The organism is Rhizobium leguminosarum bv. viciae USDA 2370 (assembly GCF_002008365.1).
Taxonomy (GTDB): domain Bacteria; phylum Pseudomonadota; class Alphaproteobacteria; order Rhizobiales; family Rhizobiaceae; genus Rhizobium; species Rhizobium leguminosarum.
On record NZ_MRDL01000023.1, the window covers coordinates 19,846 to 44,203 of the forward strand.

General features: G+C 55.9%; 22 protein-coding genes and 1 pseudogene. 18 read left to right on the plus strand and 5 right to left on the minus strand.

Annotated elements, in window-relative coordinates; all coding sequences use genetic code 11:
- The first annotated feature begins 13 nt into the window (after positions 1-13).
- The 14 genes and pseudogenes from BS629_RS10300 to BS629_RS10365 all read left to right on the plus strand — a co-directional run bounded on the left by BS629_RS10300 (position 14) and on the right by BS629_RS10365 (position 14,461).
- Entirely contained in the window at positions 14-1,150 is a 1,137-nt protein-coding gene (locus BS629_RS10300; RefSeq protein WP_077988143.1) for an electron transfer flavoprotein subunit alpha/FixB family protein, read from the plus strand.
- Positions 1,137-2,444 carry an FAD-dependent oxidoreductase gene (locus BS629_RS10305; protein WP_077988144.1) on the plus strand — a complete coding sequence of 436 codons (1,308 nt, stop codon included), beginning with the start codon at positions 1,137-1,139 and terminating at the stop codon, positions 2,442-2,444. Before BS629_RS10300 ends, BS629_RS10305 begins: the two co-directional genes overlap by 14 nt.
- An 11-nt stretch (positions 2,445-2,455) precedes the next feature.
- A complete protein-coding gene (locus tag BS629_RS10310) occupies positions 2,456-2,752 on the plus strand; it encodes a ferredoxin family protein (RefSeq protein WP_018068357.1) in 297 nt (98 codons plus the stop codon).
- 195 nt (positions 2,753-2,947) lie between these two features.
- A complete protein-coding gene (gene nifA / locus BS629_RS10315; RefSeq protein WP_077988145.1) occupies positions 2,948-4,507 on the plus strand; it encodes a nif-specific transcriptional activator NifA in 1,560 nt (519 codons plus the stop codon).
- Positions 4,508-4,703: 196 nt separating this feature from the next.
- Positions 4,704-6,197, plus strand: coding sequence for a nitrogenase cofactor biosynthesis protein NifB (gene nifB, locus BS629_RS10320; RefSeq protein WP_077988146.1), 1,494 nt, complete (start codon positions 4,704-4,706; stop codon positions 6,195-6,197).
- A gap of 15 nt (positions 6,198-6,212) precedes the next feature.
- Positions 6,213-6,407: a 4Fe-4S dicluster domain-containing protein gene (locus BS629_RS10325; RefSeq protein ID WP_018484288.1), complete on the plus strand. Its 195-nt coding sequence runs from the start codon at positions 6,213-6,215 to the stop codon at positions 6,405-6,407.
- Positions 6,408-6,679: 272 nt separating this feature from the next.
- Complete coding sequence (gene nifT, locus BS629_RS10330; protein WP_028734772.1) at positions 6,680-6,886, plus strand: putative nitrogen fixation protein NifT; 207 nt, start codon at positions 6,680-6,682, stop codon at positions 6,884-6,886.
- Positions 6,887-7,022: 136 nt separating this feature from the next.
- Positions 7,023-8,071: pseudogene (locus BS629_RS10335) on the plus strand (class I SAM-dependent methyltransferase).
- Positions 8,072-8,388: 317 nt separating this feature from the next.
- Positions 8,389-8,820, plus strand: coding sequence for an IS66-like element accessory protein TnpA (gene tnpA, locus BS629_RS10340; RefSeq protein WP_046669441.1), 432 nt, complete (start codon positions 8,389-8,391; stop codon positions 8,818-8,820).
- Positions 8,817-9,173, plus strand: coding sequence for an IS66 family insertion sequence element accessory protein TnpB (gene tnpB / locus BS629_RS10345; protein ID WP_077988147.1), 357 nt, complete (start codon positions 8,817-8,819; stop codon positions 9,171-9,173). The genes tnpA and tnpB overlap by 4 nt, the downstream gene beginning before the upstream one ends.
- A gap of 71 nt (positions 9,174-9,244) precedes the next feature.
- Entirely contained in the window at positions 9,245-10,777 is a 1,533-nt protein-coding gene (gene tnpC / locus BS629_RS10350) for an IS66 family transposase (RefSeq protein ID WP_077988148.1), read from the plus strand.
- Between the two features lie 636 nt (positions 10,778-11,413).
- Complete coding sequence (locus BS629_RS39685; RefSeq protein ID WP_077988149.1) at positions 11,414-11,611, plus strand: helix-turn-helix domain-containing protein; 198 nt, start codon at positions 11,414-11,416, stop codon at positions 11,609-11,611.
- Between the two features lie 309 nt (positions 11,612-11,920).
- Positions 11,921-13,024, plus strand: a complete 1,104-nt coding sequence (locus BS629_RS10360) for a pyridoxal phosphate-dependent aminotransferase (protein WP_077988226.1) — start codon at positions 11,921-11,923, stop codon at positions 13,022-13,024.
- Positions 13,025-13,432: 408 nt separating this feature from the next.
- Positions 13,433-14,461: an LLM class flavin-dependent oxidoreductase gene (locus tag BS629_RS10365; RefSeq protein WP_077988150.1), complete on the plus strand. Its 1,029-nt coding sequence runs from the start codon at positions 13,433-13,435 to the stop codon at positions 14,459-14,461.
- 623 nt (positions 14,462-15,084) lie between these two features.
- On the opposite strand, the gene BS629_RS10370 is transcribed toward BS629_RS10365, so the two are convergent.
- Genes BS629_RS10370 through BS629_RS10390 form a run of 5 tightly spaced genes read right to left on the minus strand, consistent with a single transcriptional unit; the run spans position 15,085 to position 19,477 of the window.
- The gene (locus tag BS629_RS10370; RefSeq protein ID WP_077988151.1) at positions 15,085-15,864 is read right to left on the minus strand and encodes an ABC transporter permease; all 780 of its coding nucleotides are present in this window, start codon (positions 15,862-15,864) and stop codon (positions 15,085-15,087) included.
- 3 nt (positions 15,865-15,867) lie between these two features.
- Positions 15,868-16,902: a nodulation factor ABC transporter ATP-binding protein NodI gene (nodI, locus tag BS629_RS10375; RefSeq protein WP_077988227.1), complete on the minus strand. Its 1,035-nt coding sequence runs from the start codon at positions 16,900-16,902 to the stop codon at positions 15,868-15,870.
- Positions 16,903-16,939: 37 nt separating this feature from the next.
- The gene (gene nodC, locus BS629_RS10380; protein ID WP_077988152.1) at positions 16,940-18,217 is read right to left on the minus strand and encodes a chitooligosaccharide synthase NodC; all 1,278 of its coding nucleotides are present in this window, start codon (positions 18,215-18,217) and stop codon (positions 16,940-16,942) included.
- A 22-nt stretch (positions 18,218-18,239) separates the two neighbouring features.
- A complete protein-coding gene (nodB, locus tag BS629_RS10385) occupies positions 18,240-18,890 on the minus strand; it encodes a chitooligosaccharide deacetylase NodB (protein WP_077988153.1) in 651 nt (216 codons plus the stop codon).
- A complete protein-coding gene (locus BS629_RS10390) occupies positions 18,887-19,477 on the minus strand; it encodes a NodA family N-acyltransferase (RefSeq protein ID WP_077988154.1) in 591 nt (196 codons plus the stop codon). Before BS629_RS10390 ends, nodB begins: the two co-directional genes overlap by 4 nt.
- Before the next feature lie 255 nt (positions 19,478-19,732).
- On the opposite strand from BS629_RS10390, the gene nodD1 reads away from it, so the two are divergent.
- The 4 genes from nodD1 (at position 19,733) to nodL (ending at position 23,776) form a co-directional block, all read left to right on the plus strand.
- Entirely contained in the window at positions 19,733-20,665 is a 933-nt protein-coding gene (gene nodD1 / locus BS629_RS10395; protein ID WP_077988155.1) for a transcriptional regulator NodD1, read from the plus strand.
- 666 nt (positions 20,666-21,331) lie between these two features.
- Positions 21,332-21,610 carry an acyl carrier protein gene (locus tag BS629_RS10400; RefSeq protein WP_077988156.1) on the plus strand — a complete coding sequence of 93 codons (279 nt, stop codon included), beginning with the start codon at positions 21,332-21,334 and terminating at the stop codon, positions 21,608-21,610.
- Positions 21,611-22,822, plus strand: coding sequence for a beta-ketoacyl-[acyl-carrier-protein] synthase family protein (locus BS629_RS10405; RefSeq protein ID WP_077988157.1), 1,212 nt, complete (start codon positions 21,611-21,613; stop codon positions 22,820-22,822).
- 381 nt (positions 22,823-23,203) lie between these two features.
- Entirely contained in the window at positions 23,204-23,776 is a 573-nt protein-coding gene (gene nodL, locus BS629_RS10410) for a nodulation O-acetyltransferase NodL (protein WP_077988158.1), read from the plus strand.
- Positions 23,777-24,358 lie beyond the last annotated feature (582 nt).

Genomic DNA, 24,358 nt, shown 5'->3' on the forward strand with positions numbered 1-24,358 from the left:
CGAGGAGTAGATTTTGGTCGCTAGAAAAAATGAAACGCCGGCAAACGCGGTCGGCCGCGCCAGCTCAGGGAAAAAGCTGCTTAAGTGTTTCGAAGATCACCGGCACGTCTGGGTCTTCATGGAACTTGAGCGCGGCAAGGTTCATCCCGTATCGATTGAACTCCTCGGAGAAGGCCGCAGACTAGCCGATAAGCTGGGCGTTCAACTGGCCGGGGTAATCCTCGGTTCGTCTGAAGGCGTGGGAACCAAGCCTGCGATCGAAGAGGCCTTCGCTTACGGAGCTGATGTCGCCTATCTGGTAGAGTCGCCCCTCCTCGCCAACTATCGAAACGAACCCTTCACCAAGGCTTTGACGGATCTGGTCACTACTCACAAACCAGAAATTCTCCTTCTCGGCGCGACCACGCTCGGCCGCGACCTCGCCGGTGCTGTAGCAACGACCTTACAAACGGGGCTTACGGCTGATTGCACCGAGCTGGATGTTGATGGAGATGGTTCACTCGCAGCGACACGGCCAACTTTCGGCGGGTCCTTGTTGTGCACGATCTACACGCTGAACAGCCGGCCGCAAATGGCAACGGTGCGGTCCAGGGTCATGGCGACGCCGCAACGTGAGGATAAGCCAATTGGGCGCGTTATCCAGCACGAACTCACAATGGTCGAGGAAGCGATCGTCACCAAAGTCCTCGCATTCCTCTGCAACGACGGATCTGAGCAATCCGATCTGGCCAACTCCGACATCGTGGTTGGGGGTGGACTCGGCCTCGGCGCTGCAGGAAACCTGCAATACTTGAGAAACCTTGCAACGACGATCGGCGGGGGAGTCGGGTGCTCGCGGCCACTGGTCCAAAAAGGCTGGATGCCTGCTGATCGACAAATTGGTCAGTCCGGCCATACCATTAGACCTAAGCTTTACATCGCGGCGGGAATATCTGGTGCGGTCCAGCATCGCGTTGGCGTCGAAGGAGCCGATCTGATTGTCGCCATCAACCTCGACCAGAACGCTCCGATCTTTGACTTCGCCCACATCGGCGTTGTCGCTTGCGCGCTGGAGTTCTTGCCGGCGTTGACAGAAGCTTTCGCCAGGCGAATGCCACCGCACAATTCTATCAAGGGTATGGATCGAGGAAGGCTAGATGACCAAGAGTAAGTTCGACGCGATCGTCATTGGTGCCGGTATGTCCGGCAACGCCGCAGCGTACTCGATGGCTCGTCGCGGTCTAAAAGTGCTGCAGCTGGAGCGCGGAGAACATTCGGGCTCTAAGAATGTTCAGGGGGCTATATTATATGCGAACATGTTGGAGGCGATTATCCCAAACTTCCGAGATGACGCTCCCCTGGAACGGCATCTGGTCGAGCAACGATTCTGGCTAATGGATGACTCGTCGCACACGGGCGTGCACTATCGCTCTGATGACTTCAATGAACTGAAGCCAAACCGGTATACGATCATCCGTGCCCAGTTTGACAAATGGTTCTCATCCAAGGTGCGCGAGGCGGGCGGCACAGTCCTTTGTGAAACGACAGCGACGAAACTTGCTCGAGATCGGAGCGGTAGTGTAATAGGCGTTTACACGGACCGAGAGGGCGGTGTGATCCTCGCGGACGTAGTCGTCCTTGCTGAGGGCGTGAACGGACTGCTTGGAACACGAGCCGGTTTACGCGATATGCCGAAGCCAGAAAATGTGGCACTCGCTGTCAAGGAAATGCATTTTATGCCGGAAGAGGTCATCGCAGAGCGCTTCGGCCTCAACGGTAGCGAAGGCTGTGTGATCGAAGCCGGCGGCACGATCTCACGCGGAATGGCCGGACTGGGCTTCCTTTATACCAACAAGGAGTCGATCTCGGTGGGGATCGGCTGCCTCGTCTCCGGTTTAGCGGAAGGCATGGAAAATCCGTACCGCCTTCTTGACGCCTTCAAGCAACATCCCTCGATCCGACCATTACTGGCCGGATCAGAGATCAAAGAATACGCCGCGCATCTTATTCCTGAGGGGGGCTTCAAGGCAATCCCCCAGCTCTTTGGCAACGGGTGGGTCGTCGTGGGCGACGCGGCGCAACTAAACAATGCCGTGCATAGGGAGGGGTCGAACCTTGCGATGACATCCGGCCTCATGGCGGGTGAAGCGATCTTCCAGATAAAGAGCCGTGGCGGTCTGATGACGAAACGCAATCTCTCTCTCTATAAGGGCATACTGGACAAGTCGTTCGTCATGAAAGACCTGATCAAACACAAAGATCTTCCAAGCCTCCTCCACACCGACAGTAACAATTTTTTCATGACGTATCCAACGCTTATCTCTCAGGCGGCTCAAAATTTTGTGCGCGTCGACGGTGCACCTAAAATCAACAGGGAGAAGGCTACAGCTGCCTCCTTTATCAACGCACGATCCCGTTGGGGGTTGATTAGCGACGCGGTTCGTTCCGCCGTATCTTGGCGTTAAAGGAAAATTCGATGAAGGCGACCATCATTGAGCGCATTGAGGATAAGCTGTACCAAAACCGGTATCTCGTCGATACTGGACGCCCGCACATTACGGTGCGACCGCATCTGTCGCCGAGCCCAAACCTCCTCGCCTTGACGCAAATCTGTCCGGCCAAATGCTACGAGGTGAACGAAATTGGTCAGGTGGCGATTGTTTCGGATGGCTGCTTGGAATGCGGCACATGCAGAGTGTTATGCGAAGCGAGTGGCGACATAAAGTGGAATTATCCCCGGGGCGGGTTCGGGGTCCTCTTCAAATTCGGATGAGGAGTCCCTACCTCCGCCGGGATAGCAGCGATCGATGCAGCTGCATTAGCGGCGGCGATTGAATGTGCATCCACTCAACCTTTCGAAAGGCTAATTTTTGCGCCGTCGATAACACGTATTTTTAACTTAGGAATATGCGTTAGCATATTTCGCGTACCAGGGTAAAAAGCAGTGCACCCTCCCCTGTTTGTAGGCATGATTAAACCAGAGGCGCGGCTCCATATTCTCTACGACATCTCCAAAGAGCTTATCTCTTCTTTTCCTCTAGACAACTTGCTGAAGGCTGCCATGAACGCCCTCGTCGAGCATCTGCGATTGCGCGATGGCGGAATCGTGATTCACGACTCCGGAGGAGAGCCCTGGATAAGCGTGCGAGCTCCAATTGGGCACGACGTTCGCTCACGTTCTCTTACGATTGAACAGGCGGACGCAATAAATCGTGTCATCGTTAGCGGTGAGAAGCACTTTGGGAAAAATTCTGCCGTTCTCCCCGTTAAGGTAAACCGGAAAGCAATTGGCGCATTGTGGATTGATTTCGCGCAGAAAAGCGGAGATCAGGACGAAACCCTTCTGGCGATGATTGCCGTCCTGATCGGCTTAACCTGCCAGCGCTATCACGAATTGTGCAGCGATGGCGGCTCAGTCGCCGAGGAACAACAAGCAGGACAGATTCCGAAAATCAAGCCGAAGTCTCATCCCACCCAAATCGATAAAATCGACTGGATCGTCGGGGAGAGCCCCGCGCTCAAGAGGGTATTAGCTATCACCAGGATCGTGGCCGCGACGAACTCCGCGGTGCTCTTGAGAGGAGAGAGCGGCACTGGCAAGGAATGCTTTGCAAGGGCAATACACGCGTTATCGATACGGAAAAGCAAGGCGTTTATTAAGTTGAATTGCGCCGCGCTGTCGGAAACCGTTCTGGAATCCGAATTGTTTGGCCATGAGAAGGGCGCTTTCACTGGCGCTCTCCTTCAACGAGCTGGACGTTTCGAACTGGCCAATGGCGGAACGCTGTTGCTTGATGAAATTGGCGATGTATCACCACAATTCCAGGCGAAGTTATTGCGCGTGTTACAGGAAGGCGAATTCGAACGTCTCGGCGGAACGAAGACATTGAAAGTAGACGTTCGAGTTATATGCGCCACCAACAAAAACCTTGAAATGGCCGTCCTTCGAGGGGAGTTCAGAGCCGACCTCTATTACCGGATCAATGTGGTGCCCATCATTTTGCCGCCGCTTCGGCAGCGCGACGGAGACATTTCGCGTCTAGCGCAAGTGTTCCTCGAGCAATTCAACAAGGCAAATGATCGAAATTGCGACTTCGGGCCGTCGGCAATAGACATTTTGTCGAAATGCGCCTTCCCCGGCAATGTTCGCGAGCTGGACAACTGCGTTCAAAGGACCGCCACTCTCGCCAGTTCAAATACCATCACTTCATCGGATTTTGCCTGTCAGCAAGACCAGTGTTCTTCGGCGCTCCTCCGGAAAGCCGACGGCGACGGTATTGGCAACGACGCGATGCATGGTCTCGACCCGCGAGATACAATGTCGGGCGGACTGGGCGCCCACGCAGGCACTCCCAGCGGTGCCGCAGCCACAATCGAGGCAGCGGGCCTCACCGAGCGTGATCGGCTGATCAACGCAATGGAGAGGGCTGGTTGGGTACAGGCCAAAGCGGCTCGTATCCTGGGTAAAACGCCGCGGCAGGTCGGCTATGCGCTACGCCGGCATCGTATCGATGTGAAGAAGGAGTGACGGCGATCGCCAAGAACTCCGTAAGCGTGGCCCAACGACTTCGGGCGCGATCTATTTTCATTTCTATAAGACATCTCCGGCAGCAAACGGGGAAACGAGCGGTAAGGCGACATAAGCGCTGAACAGCAATGTCTCGTCGACCGGAATCTCTCTTGCTTTTGGAGCTGTAACCTTTCCTCAACAGTGGAACAGTGCGATGTGGGAACCGGAAATAAAGGTCGGGACGACCAGCAGTACCCCCTCCCACCGGGCGCCGATGGCTCCCGCTATGCCCGGTGGCCGCGCATCTTCGTCCTATGGCCTTTCGGTGACGGATGACAAAGATGCGCGGATCTGGGAGAGAATTAAAGATCATCCCTGCTTTTCAGAGCAAGCGCATCACTATTTCGCTCGCATGCATGTCGCGGTCGCACCTGCGTGCAACATCCAGTGCAACTACTGCAATCGCAAATATGATTGCACCAACGAAAGCCGTCCCGGGGTCGCATCAGTAAAGCTAACTCCCGACCAGGCACTACGAAAGGTGCTTGCCGTCGCCAGCAAAGTGCCGGAGCTTTCCGTAATCGGCGTTGCCGGACCGGGCGACGCTTGTTACGACTGGAGGAAGACCGTAGCGACGTTTGAAGGAGTTGCGAGAGAAATACCTGACATCAAACTATGTATCTCCACCAATGGATTGGCGCTTCCGGATCATGTCGATGAGCTAGCTGACATGAATATCGATCACGTGACGATCACTATCAACATGGTGGATCCGGAGGTAGGGGCGAAGATCTATCCATGGATAATTCACGGACATCGTCGATACACTGGCATAGAAGCTGCCGGGATCCTTCACGAGCGCCAAATGTTGGGTTTGGAATTGCTGACCAAGCGCGGCATCCTCACCAAAATCAATTCGGTTATGATTCCAGGCGTCAATGACACGCACCTCGTCGAAGTTAACCGATGGATCAGAGACCGCGGTGCATTCATGCACAATGTGGTGCCCCTGATTTCCAAGCCTACGCATGGTACTTATTACGGTCTTACGGGTCAGCGTTGCCCGGAGCCGTTCGAACTGAAGGCACTTCAAGACTGTCTCGATGGCAACGTTAAGCTTATGCGCCACTGCCAACAATGCCGGGCCGACGCCATCGGTTTGCTGGGCGATGATCGCGAGCGAGAGTTTGCCCTCGACCAGATCTCCACCAAAGTTGAATTCGACACCAGCAAGCGCGAGGCCTATCGCAAGCTGGTCCAGCACGAGCGAGGGGATCAACTGGCAGCAAAATTGGACGCGAACAAAGCAGTCAAGTCACTTGGTTCTTCGCGAACCCTTGCTGTTGCCGTGGCGACTAAAGGTGGCGGCCGGATCAACGAACATTTCGGTCAGGCAAGGGAACTCCAGGTGTATGCAGTCTCACGAAAGGGGATCAACTTGGTGGGACACCGCAAGGTCGAGCAGTATTGCCTCGGTGGTTTAGGCGAGAAGGCCACTCTCGATCACACTATCGTTGCACTCGACGGCATCGACATTCTGCTTTCTTCCAAAATCGGCGATTGCCCAAAGAAGCGGTTGGCAGAAACTGGCGTGCGAGCCAGTGACGCATTTTCCTATGATTACATCGAGACTGCGATTGGCGCGCTATACGCCGCCGAGTTTGGCGGCAAACCGGCGATGCCGACGGCTTTAGGCCCCTCTAATTGAATCAGGAGCTAAATCATGGCCTTCAAGATCATTATATCCCAATGCACCCAGTGCGGCGCTTGCGAATTTGAATGTCCCTCAGATGCGATCAGTTTCAAAGGTGAGGGATATGTTGTGGATTCAAAAAAATGTACCGAGTGCAGGGGTGAGTTCGACACGCAACAATGCGCTTCGGTGTGTCCGATGCCGAAGACCTGCGTCCCTGCCTGATCGTCACCGGACTAAAGCGCAAAATGGGACGAGTGGTCAGTGGTCTCCTAGGCGAACATGAGGTTAAAAATTCACGTCCCACCAATATCCCATCCAGTGAGCGATGCGCGCAACCTGAGTAGCCGACGTTGGCCCGGGAACGGATGCCGTCCAAATTTCAGACAGAGCAATAAGGGAGATATCGGCCTGGGCATATGTCGTACTGAACTAACAGGCTTTGATAACGCTCGACGTCCGGAGCTCCAAAGCCGCCACAACGAGAAGGGACATGCATGAGAGTGACAATCAGCAGAACTGACGTCGGCTTATCGGTCTATATTCACAAGAAAGACCTTGAGGAACCGATCATTTCGGTTGAGCACAAAAACCTATGGGGCGGCTTTATTTTGCTGAAAAATGGATGGCGGATAGCCCTCCCCGAGCTATCGCAGAACAGGCGCCTGCCCGTTACTGTCGACGCGAGGAGGCTATCCAGTTAGCGTGTGCGCGGGTCGATAGATGAGCGTCGATGCCAAGCGCAAGCGGGCATACACCCCGAATAGGGGGCATCGAGTTCCCGATCCATTGAAGGCGGCCATCGGCAAGAGGCCGCCCGTAAATCAGGAGGAATCCGACATGACCCAACTCAACGACACAACGCTTGAGAAGCTCGTGGACCGCATCCTTGGCGACCTTGGCGGTGCATTCAGCGTGCCGCTGGTGCGGATCGGCGATGACCTCGGCCTCTACAAGACGCTGAAGGAGATCGGACCCGCGACGGCCGAGGAGGTTGCCGTGGCCGCTAGATGCGCGCCTCGCTATGTGCGCGAGTGGCTGGCAGCGCAGGCGGCTTCGGGCTATGTGCATTGCGAGAATGGCCAGTTCTCGCTCACGCCGGAGCAGGCCTATGTGTTTGCTGAACCCGACAGCCCGTTCAACCTGATTGGCGCGTTCGATACCGCTGCCGCGATGGTCGGAAATCAGCCGAAGGTGCAGTCTGCCTTCAAGACCGATGAAGGCGTTGCCTGGGGCGACCAGGCTGGCTGCATGTTCTGCGCTGTAGCGCGGCTGTTCCGCCCTGGTTACGTCAATGCGCTGGTCCAGGAGTGGCTGCCGGCGCTCGATGGCGTGATCGCCATGTTAAAATCGGGTGCAACGGTGGCCGACGTCGGTTGCGGGCACGGGTATCGACGGTGCTGATGGCGCAGGCCTTTCCCAATTCCCGGTTTGTGGGCTACGACTTCCATATGGGCTCGGTCGCGGCTGCGAAAGCGCACGCTGAGGCGCACGGGTTGACGAACGTGCAGTTCGAGGTGGGCCGAGCGCAAGATTTCGACGGCCGGGATTTCGACTTGATCACCTGCTTCGACTCCCTGCACGACATGGGCGACCCGAAAGCCGCGGCGTCTCATATCAGAAAGGCGCTGAAAGACGGCGGCACGTGGATGGTCGTCGAGCCGATCGCGGGAGATACGTTGGAGGAGAACATCAATCCGGTCAGGCGCCTCTACTACTCGGCGTCGACGATGATCTGCGTTCCCACCTCGCTTGCGCAGGAGACAGGGCTGGCGCTAGGCGCGCAGGCAGGCGAACGGCGGCTGACCGAGGTGATCCGGTCCGGCGGCTTCACCCATATCAGGCGCGCGGCCCAGAGCTCGCTCAACATGGTGCTCGAAGCAACCTGACGGCAAGGAGTGGCGCGTCCGTGTCCGGCCAGTTGGGGCGGGCGCTCCGCGCAGACGCGACGTCGAAAGCGGGTAGCCTTTGAGATTCGGGCTATCCTGGGGCTCGAGGGCAGATCCGGTCATCGCGCTCTAACTCCCTGCCGGACGAGAGAGAGCTGCGATACCCGCCTCATCGGCCACATGCAGAAGCGCTTACCGGAGTTGTTCCGGGGCAGTCTTACCGCTCAATGCGTCGACGCAAGGTAAGCGGTGCCTTGACCCCACCTTCCGGATCAGCGTGTGATTGTTGATGTTGTTGCCGAACGAGGCTTCGACATATGACGATTACAGGATTTACGCATGGCACCAGTGAAGATGTGCCGTTGCAACGGTTTGAGGTTTTCACGGGAACAGGCCGTCGCCGCGACTGGAGCGACGAGGAGAAGGACCGCATTGTCGCCGAGAGCTATAGCGGCGAGATGTCGGTCAGTGCTGTTGCGCGTCGGCATGGGTTGTCGCCCGGACAATTGTTTACCTGGCGTCGGCAGGTGCGAAGTCAGGCGAAGCAAGACTCGCCGTCAATGTTTGTGCCAGCGGTAATTGATCGTCCGGCAGAGCCACCCCCGACACGGCGAAAGACGATAACGAGGAGCGCACTTCCAATTGCGGCAATCGAGCTGGAGGTTGGCGGCGCGATCGTCAGGATCGCATCTGGCACGGACAGCGCGACCATTGCTGCCGTGATCCAGGCCTTGAAGGCTCAGTCGTGATTGGTCCGTCCGGTGCGGTAAAGGTGATGATCGCCACCAAGCCCGTCGACTTCCGCAAAGGTGCTGAAGGATTGGCAGCACTGGTGAAGGCGGAGATGGGTGCTGACCCATTCTCTGGCACGATCTACGTGTTCCGCGCCAAACGAACGGACCGGATTAAGCTGATCTTCTGGGATGGCAGCGGCGTGTGCCTGGTCGCCAAGCGGCTTGAGGATGGCGAGTTCCATTGGCCTCGAATGCAGGACGGCGCGATGCATCTGACGGCCGTTCAGTTCTCGGCGCTGTTCGAGGGATTGGACTGGAAACGCGTGCATACGCCGAGCGAAACGCGCACGCCGGTAAGGGCTGGATGACGGCCGCGACCAATTGAATCAGCATCATCCAGCCTCTCGATCCGAGCGGTAAAATATGCTGTTCTTGGCGCATGACGATAACGGCGGACGAGCTTCCGGATGACCTGAACGCGCTGAAAGCGACGGTGCTTTCGCGCGAGGCGGAGAATGCCCGCCTGCGTCAGATCATCAAGGAATTGCAGCGCCACCGCTTTGGTCGCCGTGCCGAGACGCTTCCCGAGGACCAGCTTCTGCTTGGGCTTGAAGAGGCCGAGCAAGTCGAGGCTGCCGGTCTCGAAGACAATGAGCAAGCCTCCCCTGCTGTTCGACAGGCGCAGGTCGCCAAACGGCGCACGAACAGAGGTTCGCTGCCAGCGCACCTGCCGCGCATCGAGATCGTGGTCGATATTGATGACCATGCCTGTCCTTGCTGCCGCAATAACCTGCATCGGATCGGCGAAGATGTCAGCGAGAAGCTGGACATTGTGCCCGCCCAATTCCGCGTGCTGGTGGTGCGCCGCCCAAAGTATGGCTGCCGGGCCTGCGAGGAGGTCGTTGTCCAGGCTCCGGCCCCGGCAAGGCTGATCGAGGGCGGCATTCCGACAGAGGCAACTGTCGCCCAGGTTCTGGTCTCTAAATATGCCGATCACCTGCCGCTGTACCGCCAGGCGCAAATCTACAAGCGCCAGGGCATTGATCTTGATCGTTCGACGCTCGCCGACTGGGTCGGCCGTGCCGCCTGGCATCTGCGCCCAGTCCATCAGCGGCTGCTTGATCATTTGAAGTCGTCGTCCAAGCTCTTCGCCGACGAGACGACAGCTCCGGTGCTCGATCCGGGACGTGGCAAAACCAAGACCGGGCAACTTTGGGCCTATGCGCGTGATGACAGGCCATGGCAGGGCAATGACCCACCAGGCGTCGCCTATGTCTATGCGCCGGACCGCAAAGGTGAACGGCCTATGGTCCATCTCGATGGCTTCGCCGGTATCCTGCAAGTAGACGGCTACAGTGGATATCGCCCGCTCGCGGCAAGGAACACCGTGTCGCTGGCCTTCTGTTGGTCCCACGTTCGACGCCGCTTCTATGAGCTGGCTGCCGCCGGTCCCGCGCCCATCGCCAGCGAGGGGCTCCGACGCATCGCCGAACTTTACAAGATCGAAGACGAGATACGTGGCCGGACCCACGAGGAGCGTCGTGTCGCCCGTCAGGAAAAAAGTCGTCCGATTACCGACAGCCTCGCTCCCTGGCTGCGTGAACAACTCGGCTACATCAGCCAAAAGACAAAGCTCGCTGAAGCCATCCGTTATGCCTTGTCACGCTGGGACGGCTTGACCCGCTTCATCGACGACGGCCGGATCGAGATCGACTCCAACACCGTCGAACGATCCATCAGGCCAATTGCCCTCAATCGCAAGAATGCGCTATTTGCCGGGTCCGACGCCGGGGCCGAACACTGGGCGACCATCGCCTCGCTCATCGAGACTGCCAAGCTCAACGATGTCGAGCCACTGGCCTATCTCTCAGACGTCCTCACGAAGATCGTCAACGGGCATCCAAATAGCCAGATCGACGACCTGCTGCCTTGGGCCTATGCCGCAAAGCACGAACTCAAAGCCGTGGCCTGAAAACAGCGCTTACGACGCAAGCTTTGACGGCAGCCACATATTCCTCGCCGTCATAGCGTCGTTGATCAAGAGACGCGCCGCGTTGCCCAGCGTTCACACGATCTTGCGAGATGCCGGGCCTTGCAACGCAAACCCGCATCCTTTGTCCAGCGTGCCTTGGACCCAGTGTGCTTCGTCGTTGACTGTATCGCCTCTATCCTGCGCCATTTTAGCCGAGTGGCTTTCTGACGGGACCGTAACGGTATTCGAGAGGCAATTGAAAGTGAGGCGAGACACCGTCCGAAGATGGCTCGCTCAGTCGTTGGTAATGATTTACGAACGCCCGCTTATGATGGTTTTCATGTCTGGCTGCCAATGCCTCGATTTAATGCCGAAACATTGTGCAAGGGGGCTTTCGCCTCAGGCGTGATCGTTATTCCTCCCGGGCAACGGTTGTTGATCCTATGATCATAAACGCCGGTGATCGCTTATGTTTGGGAAGCGTCGTGGTCCGATTTATCGTCAGCTATAGCAACGATATCGAAAATCCCTGAACAATCTCAATGAAAGCCGTTCTGAAGTGTCGATAACCTACTGAGATTCTGTTCAGGGTCATCGCTTATCGGCTAGACTGGTAACACGACGACTGAAAAGATCATGGATTTCGACATTGCCAATCTGCTCGATTCAGACGAGGCAATGGAAGCCGGCGATTCAAAATTTATCGCCTCAGCCCTCGGCGTTCTTGCCGCGCGAGGCGCACCTGACAGCCGTTGTCGTATCCTTAGAAAGAACCCGTATGACGCGGAATTAGTTGTCGCCAAGGATTATGTCGAAATCGATGTCATCGATTAGATGAGCCACGCCAATTGAATCGTAACGCTGGCCGGGTAAGTTTCGAGAAGGCCATTTCGATCGACTTCTTATCGCGCTGCCATTTTCGAAACATGTGCTCGCGGACAGTCGGCAACGTCCCTGCTCTCCTGTCCCTTCCCGCACAGCCTGCCAGTCAATTGATAGCATGGATGGATGCCATGCATAGAAACGATTTTACCAACCGTATGAAAATCCAATAAAAAAGTCGCGAGCCGATATGGAATGGACGAACAGGAGTATTTGTACCGGCACAATGTGATCGCCCCAGCGAATGAAACGGAGAAAAACATGTCTGATGCAAAATTGCAGAGCGTGCTTTCGGCTCTTTCGGAAGTGCCCGGACAGCTGAACGCTCTGCCTTCCAGTAAGGCGCCGGATGCTGGTTGCATCAAGCTAAACACGAATGAAAATCCATTTGCGTTGCCGGCAGTTGTCATGCAGAGCGCTATTGCTGCCCTCGAACGGCAGTATCTGTATCCGGAAAATGACAACATCAGTCTGAGGGAAGCAGCCGCCCTTACCTATGACCTCTCCAGAGATCAGGTGATCGCCGGGAACGGATCATCTGAACTTCTCGGGCTTATCTACAGGGCATTCCTTGCTCCGGGTGACACTGTCGCGATGGTGTCGCCGGGGTTTTCATTCAACCGCAAACTGGCCTTTTTGCAAGGAGCTGATTTTCTGGAAATTGGGTGGGGGGAAATTCACTCATTGCTGTCAAAGCAATTACTCCTCGGACCAGCAAAAGATGCCAAGTTCATTCTGTTGGCTAATCCGAACAACCCAACCGGAACATTTATTCCGATTGCTGACATCGAACTCCTTGTGGCACAATCGGATCGGTTGATTGTTTTGGATGAAGCCTATGTCGACTTTGCACCTGACGATGCTCTACGTCTGGTTAAGCGTCATGCGAACCTCCTGCTCTTAAGAACATTTTCGAAGAGCTATGCTGCTGCGGGCATTCGAGTTGGGCTCGGATTCGGTCATCCTGAGGTCATCGGCAGACTGCGAAACATACAGAACGTCTTCAACATGAACGTGATTGGCCATGCTGTTGGCGTCAGCATCCTTTCGAATCGGTCCGCCTACGACGAGAACCACAAGCAAATTAAGTATGAGAGACAGCGAGTGAGCGCAGCGCTCTCGCAATTTGGTTTCACCGTAACTCCCTCGCATGCAAACTTCCTGCTGGCCCGTGTGCCAGCGGGAAGAGACAGCGTCTGGTGGCAAGCCTCCCTGGAGCGGAAAAAGATACTCATTGCTGTCTTCCCCGATAGAGGACTGGAATATTCCATCCGCGTTAGCATCGGTACAAAAGCGCAGATGGATGCATTTCTTGCGGCGGTCAGCGATATTATGGGAGCTGAGGATCTCGAAGGCCGGCCTTAAAGCAACGCTGCCTCTCCTCTATGCGTTGCATAAACATGATATGGCGGGCAACGGGAGGCCGCTGCTCGATACTATCCGCCCGGTTTGGACCGGCCATCAAAGTCAAATCAGGAACCATCTTCACAAAAGGCGCGCGTCGGCACGACCTGCAAAGCGTCGACGAAGCCACCGGGTCGGCATTCTCTAGGCCTTGGTGATGTAGAGCGGGCCGACGCCTGACGGTGGACTTTCGGCAACAGCAAAATCACAGATCGCTGCGGGCAATTTCGAGATCTCAATGATCTGCCCTCGCAGACGCAAAGCTCAGAGGTAAGTTCGCCCTGAGCATGAGATCATGTCCGCTCAGCAATCCAAGTCTTAAATTTGGATCGGTGCCTGAAGGATGTGCATGAACGTTGGAGATACGGAATGAGAAACGCCTTTCCTGCAAAGCTAAGCTTCGGCATCTTTGATCATTTGGACGAGGATGGTCGCGACCTCGCACAACAATATGCAAATCGCCTTACGCTAGCAGAGACCTGCGATCGGCTCGGTTTTTATGCGTATCATCTCGCAGAGCACCATTGTACTCCGCATGGCAGAGGCCCATCGCCGAATTTGTTCTTATCGAGCGTGGCACAGCGCACTCGTCATCTTCGCGTCGGCCCCATGGTCATGCTGCTAAGCCTGTGTCATCCGCTACGCGCGTTTGAAGAGATCTGTATGCTTGACCAGTTGAGCGGTGGTAGGCTCGAGTTGGGCATAGGCCGCGGATCACTCCCAATCGAATTGGGCTACTTTGGAATTGATGCGGACGCGGTGCCGGAGCGTTACGCCGAAGCCAGTGAAATCCTTGTCAAGGCAATGAAGGGCGGTACGCTATCCTACCAAGGCGATCACTTTGAGCTAAACAACGTACCATTGACGCTGAAGCCTTATCAGCGTCCACATCCGCCCATTTGGATCGCCACCAACCGGCCCGAGTCTGCAGCTTGGGCCGCTGCAAATGGCGCGAATATCGCGTGCCTAGGACCCGCGTCTGTTGTTCGAAAAATTACTGATGCCTTCCATTCCCATCGAGAGGACTACGATGGCACGAACGACCAAGCCTCATTTCTCGGATTGCTCCGAATGGTGGTGGTCGGACGTTCTGCCGCGCATGCCTATTCACTCGCGGCACCTGCTTACGAACGATGGGTTAAGAGCTTCAAATTTCTATACGATATCAATGCGATCCCAGTTCCGTCAAACCTGCCGCTGACCTTGGATGCCGCAATTGAGAGTGAATTGTGCGTAGTAGGAACGGCAGCCTCTGTGCGACGGTCTCTTCTTGATCAGTTGGAAGAGGCAGGCGCCAACTATCTTCTGTGTCAACTCGCGTTTGGAGATCTGCCATTGGACGCTTCAATATACACTGCTATGACCATTCAGTCCGACATTATGGATCGGGTTGGTTGACTTCGGCAACCACTTGGCGCGCCGCCTGACCTTTCCCCGTGGACTCCGCAACTAACACCAGTTATCCCATGCCGCCTCCACGACACAATTGAATCTAGGAGTCGGCCCGAAGGAGCCCCGGCCTGACCTTGCTCGAAAGTTTTTCGGAGTTCCCTCCAACGGTTTTGTGACGTGGCGGATGTCGTCACTGATCAGATTAAGGCTGGCTTAGGGGAATTGCCAGGCTGTCTGTTGCTTTCTCTAGCCGATAACGTGGCGGTTCCGGCCTAGGTTTCTGTGGGTCATGTCATCGAGGATTGTGTCGTCCCTAGAAACCGCAAGATCGCGTACAGACCAACGGCTATCGCCGACCCTGATTGATCAGCTGACGGGGCTCGGCAGCACGGTCGTCATCGGCGGCATCGCTGGGCTCACGCAGACCATGCTGGCCGAGGCCGGAACAATGGTCGTTTGACCTTGGCATTAGGCCGCGCAATCGTAGTGAGGTGCTGACGGTGGCAGCCATAGCAAATTGGTGAGGCGGCATCACGCCGCTGGAGCCGGGGGTCGTCGCTGCCCCAATATGGTTGGCGGTGATGGCCGCGGAGACGCGATGTGCCCTTTTACTTGCTAAGCAGCATTCTTCACCGCATCAGTCGCCGCCGAAGCAATGCGGTAGACAAGAAGAATGGTACGACTATGTAGATGCAGAGAACGCCGATATGCAGGCAGACATTGGCGATTGGTTGGCCCAGCATCGTCGGGCGGATAACATCTATCGAATGTGCCAAGGGCAAGAAGGCCGCTATCTGTTGGAATGCTACGGGCAATTGGTCTACGGGAAAGACTGCGCCTGATAAGAATAACATCGGTGTGATGACAAGCGTTTGGTAAAATATGAAGTAATCGTAGCTGGGCGCGAGGGCCGTGACGACCATTCCAAGGCTCGCAAAGGCTAAGCCAGTGAGGGCGATGACCGGAAGCGCATAGAGAAGGCATAACCAATGTGTGTATCCCAGCGTGGCGGCGACGATACCAATACCGGTGCCCGCCAGCGCCGCCTTAGTTGCTGCCCATGCCATTTCCCCAACGACGATATCCCCTAGTGTGAGCTGTGTGTACAACATTGCTTCCCAGGTGCGCTGGCCCTGCATTCGGCCAAAGGCCGCATAGATAGTCTCGAAGGTTGCAGCGGTCATCGCGCTTGTCGCGATCATTCCAGCCGCCAAAAATGCAGTGTACGATACGCCGTCAACGCGCCCTACCATCACTCCCAATCCAGCGCCGAGCCCGAATAGGTATATTATGGGATCGGCCAGATTTCCGAGAATGGATGCCAGCGCCGCTTTTTTCCAAGCCAGATAGTTTCTGCGCCAAACTGCGAGCCAGTTCAAACCGCCAGCGGGTAATGTTGCTACGCTCATCGTCTACTTCTCCATCTCGCGTCCGGTTAACCGCAAGAAGACATCCTCTAGATTTGGTGGACGCTCCAGCAAGCGCAGGCCCGAATATCCACGCAGTTGCGCGCGCACCTGCTCTGGATCAGGCGTGTAGCAGAACAGGGTCTCTCCGCTGATTTCCAGTCGCCTAGCGTTTGGCCTGATCAAAAGACTAAGCTCCTGCGGATCGCCACCATAAATTTCGATCACGGGACAGCCAATCTGCTCCTCGATCAGGGCATGCGGTCGGCCTTCGGCGATCTTTCGCCCAGCTTCAAGCACGCACAGCCGGTCGCACAAGCGCTCCGCCTCTTCCATGATATGGGTGGTCAGAAGAATTGTCTTGCCTCGTGCCAACAGCGATCGAAGCCGCTCCCAGATCAAGTGTCGCGCGTGTGGGTCGAGACCAGTGGTCGGCTCGTCCAAAATGAGTAGCTGTGGGTCATTAATGAGCGCACGCGCCAAAGTGAGGCGCCGCTTCATTCCTCCCGATAGGTCTGCCACACGCGTATTCGTCTTGCTCTCAAGTCTCGCAAAATCAAGCAGAGACGGGATGACCGCTTCGATTTCTCGGGTGCTCATGCGGAAGTAGCGGCCGTATACCAAAAGGTTTTCGCGAACCGTGAATTCCAAGTCGAGATTATCGAACTGTGACACGATCCCGATTTTCGCGCGTGCCAAGCGAACCTGGCCCGGCTCCTGCGCTCCGAGTACAGTGATCTTGCCTGCACTTGGCGACGTCATTCCTAGGATCATACGGGTGATCGTACTTTTACCTGCGCCGTTCGGTCCTAAAAGACCAAAACACTCTCCTGCGGCGATAGTAAACGACAAGTCATTGACGACGACTTTACCACCATATGATTTCGAAACGCCGGCCAGGTCGATTGCGACTGGGGACAACGAGCCAGAAGGCGAGTCTATAGCCTTAAATTTCGAACGGCCCTGCCGCTCCGATATGATGATATGATCCTGGTGCGGATCAGCGATTGTCGTCTTCAAATTCGCCAATTGCCCGTTCATTTCTTGTCCCAAATTTTGAGCTGCGGTGACCCGTTCATCACTCGCCACTATAGGCAATTTCAGATGTCGCCCGCCCTGGCATTTTGGTGGCGCCCTGCTGACCAACAGTGGGCGCAACAGCGACTGATCCGCGCGACAGCCAGTCGCTATTGGACAAGGTACAAAGGGCATAGGCCTTCAAGGGAATTAAGAGAAAGATGTTCACGAGCGTGTGGAGAGCAAAACCCAGAAACCTAAGTTCGCGGGCGCGATAGGCAGCCACGCTGCATCGTACAAGAGTCATGGATCCGATCACCAGGATCGTCCACCATGGTACTGTGGCGGTCAGCGCAAACTGGCCAATACCCGTCAATACCGACAGCGCAAGAAGCAGAAGGCCGCCATTTTGCCCGATTGCGTCCAGCGTGAGATACCGATCGAGGCCAGGCAGTATGGGGAGCGCAAGCAAAGTATCCCGAAAGGTGCTGCGTGCCCACCGTAGTTGTTGACGCAAATAAACACCCATTGTGTCAGGAACGACTGTCGCCGCGATGGCGCTCGGAACATACTCAGTTCGAAAGCCTGCGCTCAGCATGAGAATCGTCAAATGGCGATCTTCACCGAAGTCACTCGGCTTGCCGCGATAAAGCTGCGTCTCGTACTGATCGAGCAGCGAAAGCATAGCAGACCGACGGTACATCGCACATGGGCCGCAGCAACACATAACTGCACCGAAGCGAGCTTGTGCCGCGCGCTCCTCGTTGCAGGCAAGCCAGTACTCCATGTCAATCAAGCGAGTTAGCCAGGTGTCCGCCTGGTTACTGGCTTTCATTTGGCCCATCGCCGCACCGACTGCTGGATCGCGCATCTTGTGGGAGAGCTTCGAGACGACGTCGGGGGCGATCGTCGTGTCTGAGTCCACATTCAAGATGAGGTCCCCAGAGGACTGGGTTATAGCGGCGATTTGCGCTTTGCGCTTTCCAACATTTTTAGGGAGAATTGTGAAGTTGAATCTCTCATCGTCTGCATACACAGCGCGCTGAGCCACCACCGCGTCCCGATTTTTGGAACCATCGTCGACTACATAAATACGCAATTTTCCGACGTAGTCCTGTTCCGCAAGCGACGCGAGGCATTCCGAAAGAACGATTGGGTCCTCGTTGAAGCACGGCACGATGACATCAACGCTCGGCACGGGGGTGGATTCAATGTCTTTCGCAGGTGTTGTTGAGATCGTTGTCCGCCTAGCATGAAAAACCTGCGCGCTCTTGTAAACGGTGGAGAGCATTGCATAAAGCGAGACGGCGGCGATGCTGGTTGTTGCGAGCAGGGTCATGGTTTCTCGTTTGTCCAGTGTTTCAGGGAAGCGGGCGAATTTCGAATCCGCGGCTATGCAGTGCCGGAATAATTCGAGAGAGTGCTAAAAGCGTCTGGTCACGCAATCCGGCAAGCGAGCATTGCTCAACCTCATCGGGAGGACACCCGTCGTGCAAAAGCACGATTGCACCAGGCTGAGCAGCCGCAAGCACCTCATCAACGATCACGTCGACGCCCGGGCAAGACCAATCTCTAGGGTCGGCCGACCAGTGAACTGCTCCAAGTCCAGCCCTCATCGATGCTGAAAGCACGTCTTCAGTCCAAACCCCGTAAGGCGCTCGTAAGTGCCGGACCAAGGCTTGGGGACAGGCCGAGACAATAGCTTGATGCGCCTCGTCTATTTCACGTTTGACATCCTTGGGATCGCAGGTGGCGAGGTCGGGATGCGTCATGGTATGATTGGCGACATCATGACCTTCCGCCACAAGACGCCGAATGAGGTCGGGGTGATCCTTCACGTATGAACCGATAGCAAAAAATGTCGCCGGGACACCGTGCTCAGCTAGAACATCAAGGATTTGCGGCGTGCAGTATGGATTAGGACCATCATCGAACGTCAAATAAACGCAGCGATCTTCCTGGCCGCTTGTACGATTGACCGGTACTTCGCTCATATAGGCAGGCCGCTTCATAGTTCCGACCCATTTCGTTCAATCAACGAGCCCGCAGGCCACTCCGTCATCGGACGGTCGACGGGAACTACCAATACGAGGACATCTTCAGTGCGCGTGGCTGGCAGGTCGGAATGCGCGTCTGGAAGCGTGGAGCGCACACGTAGCCCGGTCATCATATTGGCGGCACCGTCTCGGCAGTATCTTTCCATATGATTCCGCATGGCGTGGCGAACTGTTCCAAAAGCAAATGGAACGCTCAACTCGCGCAGAACCGGAAACATGGCGCGGACCGAGTGAGCGATGCCTAATCCTTCCAGATCCGGTCGCACTCCGTACAGGCCTAGCTCGGCCACAAGCAAATCAGTCGTACCGACCTTTATGAAGCGGCGTAACAAGCCCATGTGGCTAGCGACGCCGCGCGAGTCATATGCGATCGCGCGGCGTTCGGGCCTCGCACCACCCCAGCTTCGGCCAGTCTCGAACGGCTTGGCATTGAAAGCTCCCGTCGGCCCATAGGTCTTGCAAAAAAAATCAGCGAGTTCCGCGTGGTCCGAAGCTTCCAGCTCATTTTCCCAGCATATTTTCCATCGCACTTCAGAAGACATGCAAAAGCTCCACGTTGTTTCTTCACCCAGCCACGATCAAAGCCGCGAGATTGTTGCACACGACTATTGGATTGCCGGTTAGACAATCGAGCGGTTAGGAGAAGTAAAGAATTGAAATCGGGCCCTTGCCCGGCATTTCGATTTTTCGTTCCCGGCCTTGATATTGATCAAGTTCCGGCTTTTCTATAAGTGATCCGAAAGATTGGTAAAATTGATTGTTTGGATGGCAATCATCTATGGAATGGATATACACTCATGCGTTTTAAAGGCCTTGATCTCAACCTTCTTGTAGCGCTCGACGCTCTAATGACCGAGCGCAAGCTCACAGCAGCGGCACGCAGCATCAACCTCAGCCAACCCGCCATGAGCGCTGCCATCTCCAGGTTGCGCGCCTATTTCAACGACGATCTTTTCATCATGCAGAGACGGGAGCTAATTCCGACCCCGCGTGCAGAGGCACTTGCCCCCGCTGTTCGCGAGGCCCTCTTGCATATTCAGCTCTCCGTCATCGCATGGGATCCAATAAACCCTGCGGAGTCCGACCGCCGATTCAGAATTATCCTTTCAGATTTCATGGCCTTGGTCTTCTTCGAAAAAATCATAGTGCGCTTAGCTCGGGAGGCGCCAGGGGTCAGCTTCGAGTTGCTGCCACTTGACGACGATCCCGAGGAGCTTCTCCGCCGCGGGGACGTGGATTTTCTGATCCTACCCGATCTATTCATGTCCGGCGCCCATCCGAAGGCAAGGCTTTTCGAAGAGAGACTGGTGTGCGTCGGCTGCCCTACGAACGAGCAGTTGCAAGGGAAGCTCTCCCTGGAGCAATATATGTCCATGGGACATGTTGCGGCTAAGTTCGGACGTGGTCTTAAGCCTTCCGTTGAGCAATGGTTATTGCTGCAGCACGGCCTCAAGAGGCGTATTGAACTCGTTGTCCCGGGGTTTAACTTGATCCCACCGTTGCTGTCAGGCACTAATCGAATAGCAACCATCCCCCTGCGGCTGGTCAAACATTACGAACAAACTATCCCCCTGCGGATCATCGAGCATCCTTTGCCACTTCTTTCGTTCACTGAGGCTGTCCAATGGCCGGCTCTTCACAACTCTGATCCTGGAAACATATGGATGCGCGAGATTATGGTCCGAGAGGCTTCGCGCATGGAATCCGAGACGGAAAGTTGTACGTCGTAAGCGGCACCACTGGGTTCATTTCACGGCCCCAGTCGTTGGAATGGACGCTGATCATTGGAAACTACGCATTCGCTGTGTTCCCAAACGAGGCATCACGTTACAGGCAGGCCCGGCTGCCTCAGCTCATCAGCGATCGAAGCCATTTTGCCGAGAGCGATCGTTTCTACCTGAGAAGGTGCCATTTGTATGCTTTCCTTGGCCTGATGCAAAATTGATTCAAAACTTTATTCCTGTCACTCATGTTCGGCTCATTGCTGAAAACCAACATCACGTCGCGGCGACTTCACCGACCTCCCGCACATGCTTTCTGCGCCGCACTGACAACGCGCCGGCCCGGGAAAGCGGCCAAGCTCAATACTTTCGAACCGCGTAATCACGCTTTTCCTGGAGGGTTTGCAACTGCGCCGGCGCATGAATTCAGCCGCGGCAATGCCCGAGCCGCAATCCATAGCGTGGATGCTTTTGATCCACACAATCAATTTTACCAATCATTCCATATGATCCATAGCAGGGCAACCGCGCGGTGACGTTCCGGTAAGTTTATCGGTTTCTGTCGTCGTTTCGCATAACGAGCCGGAACATCTTCCGATGTTATCAGCAATTAGATCGAGCCTTCTCGCAAGGCCGTCGGCTTGTCGAAATTAGGCATGATGGAAAGGAATACAAATGGCTGATCAACTCACACTGGAAATTATCAGTGCGATCAATAAGCTCGTCAAAGCTGAAAACGGCGAGAGAACGACCGTAGCGCTCGGCGAAATAACGACTGACACTGAGTTGACTTCGCTTGGCATCGATTCGCTGGGTTTGGCCGATGTCCTTTGGGATCTGGAGCAAATCTACGGCATTAAGATCGAGATGAATACGGCCGATGCCTGGTCGAACCTCAACAATATCGGCGACGTGGTGGAAGCCGTCCGTGGCTTGCTCACCAAGGAGGTCTGAATGGACAGGCGCGTCGTTATCACCGGATTGGGCGGACTGTGCGGACTGGGCACCGATGCTTCCTCTATCTGGACGGAGATGCGCGAAGGCCGCTCCGCCATCGGCCCGATCTCAAACTCAGAGATTCATGAGCTGAAGGGGATGATCGGGACCGAGATCAAGGTGCTGCCTCAACACGACATTGATCGCAAGCAGCTCATCTCCATGGACCGCTTCAGCCTGCTTGCCGTGCTTGCAGCTAAAGAAGCCATGCTACAGGCCGGCCTTTCGTGCGATGAAGGAAATGCCCACCGTTTCGGCGCGACAGTGGGCGTTGGCTTTGGCGGCTGGGACGCTACCGAGAAGGCCTACCGCACCCTCCTATTGGGCGGCGCGACCCGCACTGAGCTATTCACTGGGGTAAAGGCAATGCCTAGCGCGGCTGCCTGTCAGGTAAGCATGAACCTCGGGCTGCGGGGGCCAGTCTTCGGTGCCACCTCTGCCTGCGCCTCGGCCAACCATGCGATCGCTTCAGCGGTAGATCAGATCAAGCTCGGTAGGGCGGACGTTATGCTAGCTGGAGGAAGCGACGCGCCACTCGTGTGGATCGTGCTTAAGGCATGGGAAGCAATGCGCGTACTCGCTCCAGATACTTGCCGGCCATTCTCCGCCGACAGGAAAGGACTAGTTTTGGGCGAGGGTGCGGGCATGGCCGTGCTGGAAAGCTATGAGCATGCCGCCGCCCGCGGTGCAACGATGCTTGCCGAGGTCGCCGGCATCGGCCTTTCCGCCGATGCCTACCACATCGCTGCACCAGCTGTGCATGGGCCGGAGGCGGCGATGCGCGCCTGCCTTGTTGATGCGGGCCTAAACGCCGAGGACGTGGACTACCTCAACGCCCATGGCACCGGCACCAAGGCCAACGATCAAATCGAAACGATGGCGATTAAGCGTGTCTTTGGTGACTATGCTCGATCGATCTCCATCTCTTCCACCAAATCCACTCACGCGCACTGCCTCGGGGCAGCAAGTGCGCTCGAAATGATTGCTTGCGTGATGGCGATCCAAGAAGGTGTCGTGCCGCCGACGGCCAACTATCGCGAGCCAGATCCCGATTGTGATTTGGACATCACGCCAAATGTGCCCCGGGAGCGCAGGGTGCGCGTGGCCATGAGCAACGCTTTCGCCATGGGCGGCATGAATGCTGTCCTTGCATTCAAGCAGGTGCAATGAAGTGGGATCGTCACGATTGACCCCTTGTAGGGCCACTTCAAATGCCTGAAGCAGGCGCCGCCGATTCCCGTCAGCAAGGTTTCGCTGCAATTCCCCAGATACTCTCGCGTCTGAAAGATGTTCCTCCGCGCAGCCACGTTACTCCGCTTTCACCACGCGTCGCGGGGAGCTGGTGCCTGACTATTTTCGTCGCCGGAGCTCTCACTCGGCTCGCCGGTCGACTAAAGTTGATGCCTCATCCTTTTCTGCCACGAACAAGGAGTGTTACTATCAATTCCACCTCCGCCTGCGCCCGCCATCGTGCCAGGTGCTAGCTAGCTTGATCGCGATGTAGGCGCACTCAAGTACCGTCATCCCACGAACAAGATCTGAGAAGAGACGATGACACGCAGCCAAAAAGAAAAAATGCTGGCAGGCGAAATGTACAACGCAGCGGACCCCGAGATCCAAGCCGAGCTGCTCCTCACCGGGGCTTGGCTGAAGCGGTACAATGACACGCTGGGCGACACCGCCGAGCGGTGGAATGCGCTCCTTTTAGAACGATTGGGCGCGGTCGGGCTTGGAGCTGTTATTCGTCCGCCGTTCCACTGTGATTACGGGTTTAACATCCGGATCGGAGCTTGGGTTTACATCAACTACAACTGCGTCATTCTTGACGTGGCAGCGGTGACTATCGGTGACGGAACCGCAATAGGCCCTGCTGTGCAAATTTATACCGCGGACCATCCACATGATCCAGAGCAGCGCCAGGCTGGACTGCAGTTGGGACGACCTGTCAGCATTGGCAGGCACGCCTGGATTGGCGGTGGAGCAATCATTCTCCCGGGGGTGACGATTGGCGATCACGCTGTCATTGGCGCTGGTAGTGTGGTCACGCGAGATGTTCCTGCAGGAAGCACGGCCATGGGAAATCCAGCTCGGGTCAAGGCTGGTGGACGCTTGCCAAAATCCTAAAACCAGGCGTCGGGTTAAATCCGGCGGTAAGAAGTAGTTTCTTTGCTTGTGCGAACGGAACTTCTGGGCCGCCATGGCCCCTGCGGTTCAAACTGTCGGCACTTTCACTCCGACGCAAATCTCTTTGCAAATGCGGCTGGGCAGTCGAGCTGACCGGTTCGTGATCACGTTTGCAGGCAAAGGGGCAATTACGACTTAGGGTCAACCCGTAGACGCAGACCGCTTCACCTGTAGAAAAACGAATTGTTTTTTCAGTCCGTGGGCACGATGAAAGACAATTCGTCGTGTCGAATGGACATGCGCGCGCGGCATGTCGTCGGCAAATCCCAATCCCTGTTGACTGGAACATCTTTGTCAGAGGCTACGCCCATCATCAGGGCGTAGCCTATCTGTCGACACTTTGCAGAAGGCATCATTCGCTGCGTGCAGCGTTTATCGAACCTATGAGTACGCCGCATCCATGACGTGGATGATAGCTATCGCAACAATCAATTTTACTAATCTGTTTAGATTTATTAGCACGCGCTGGAGGACACGCACCGAGCGGCGTCCGCCTTCCTGATTACCGGTCGGGGGCTCTTG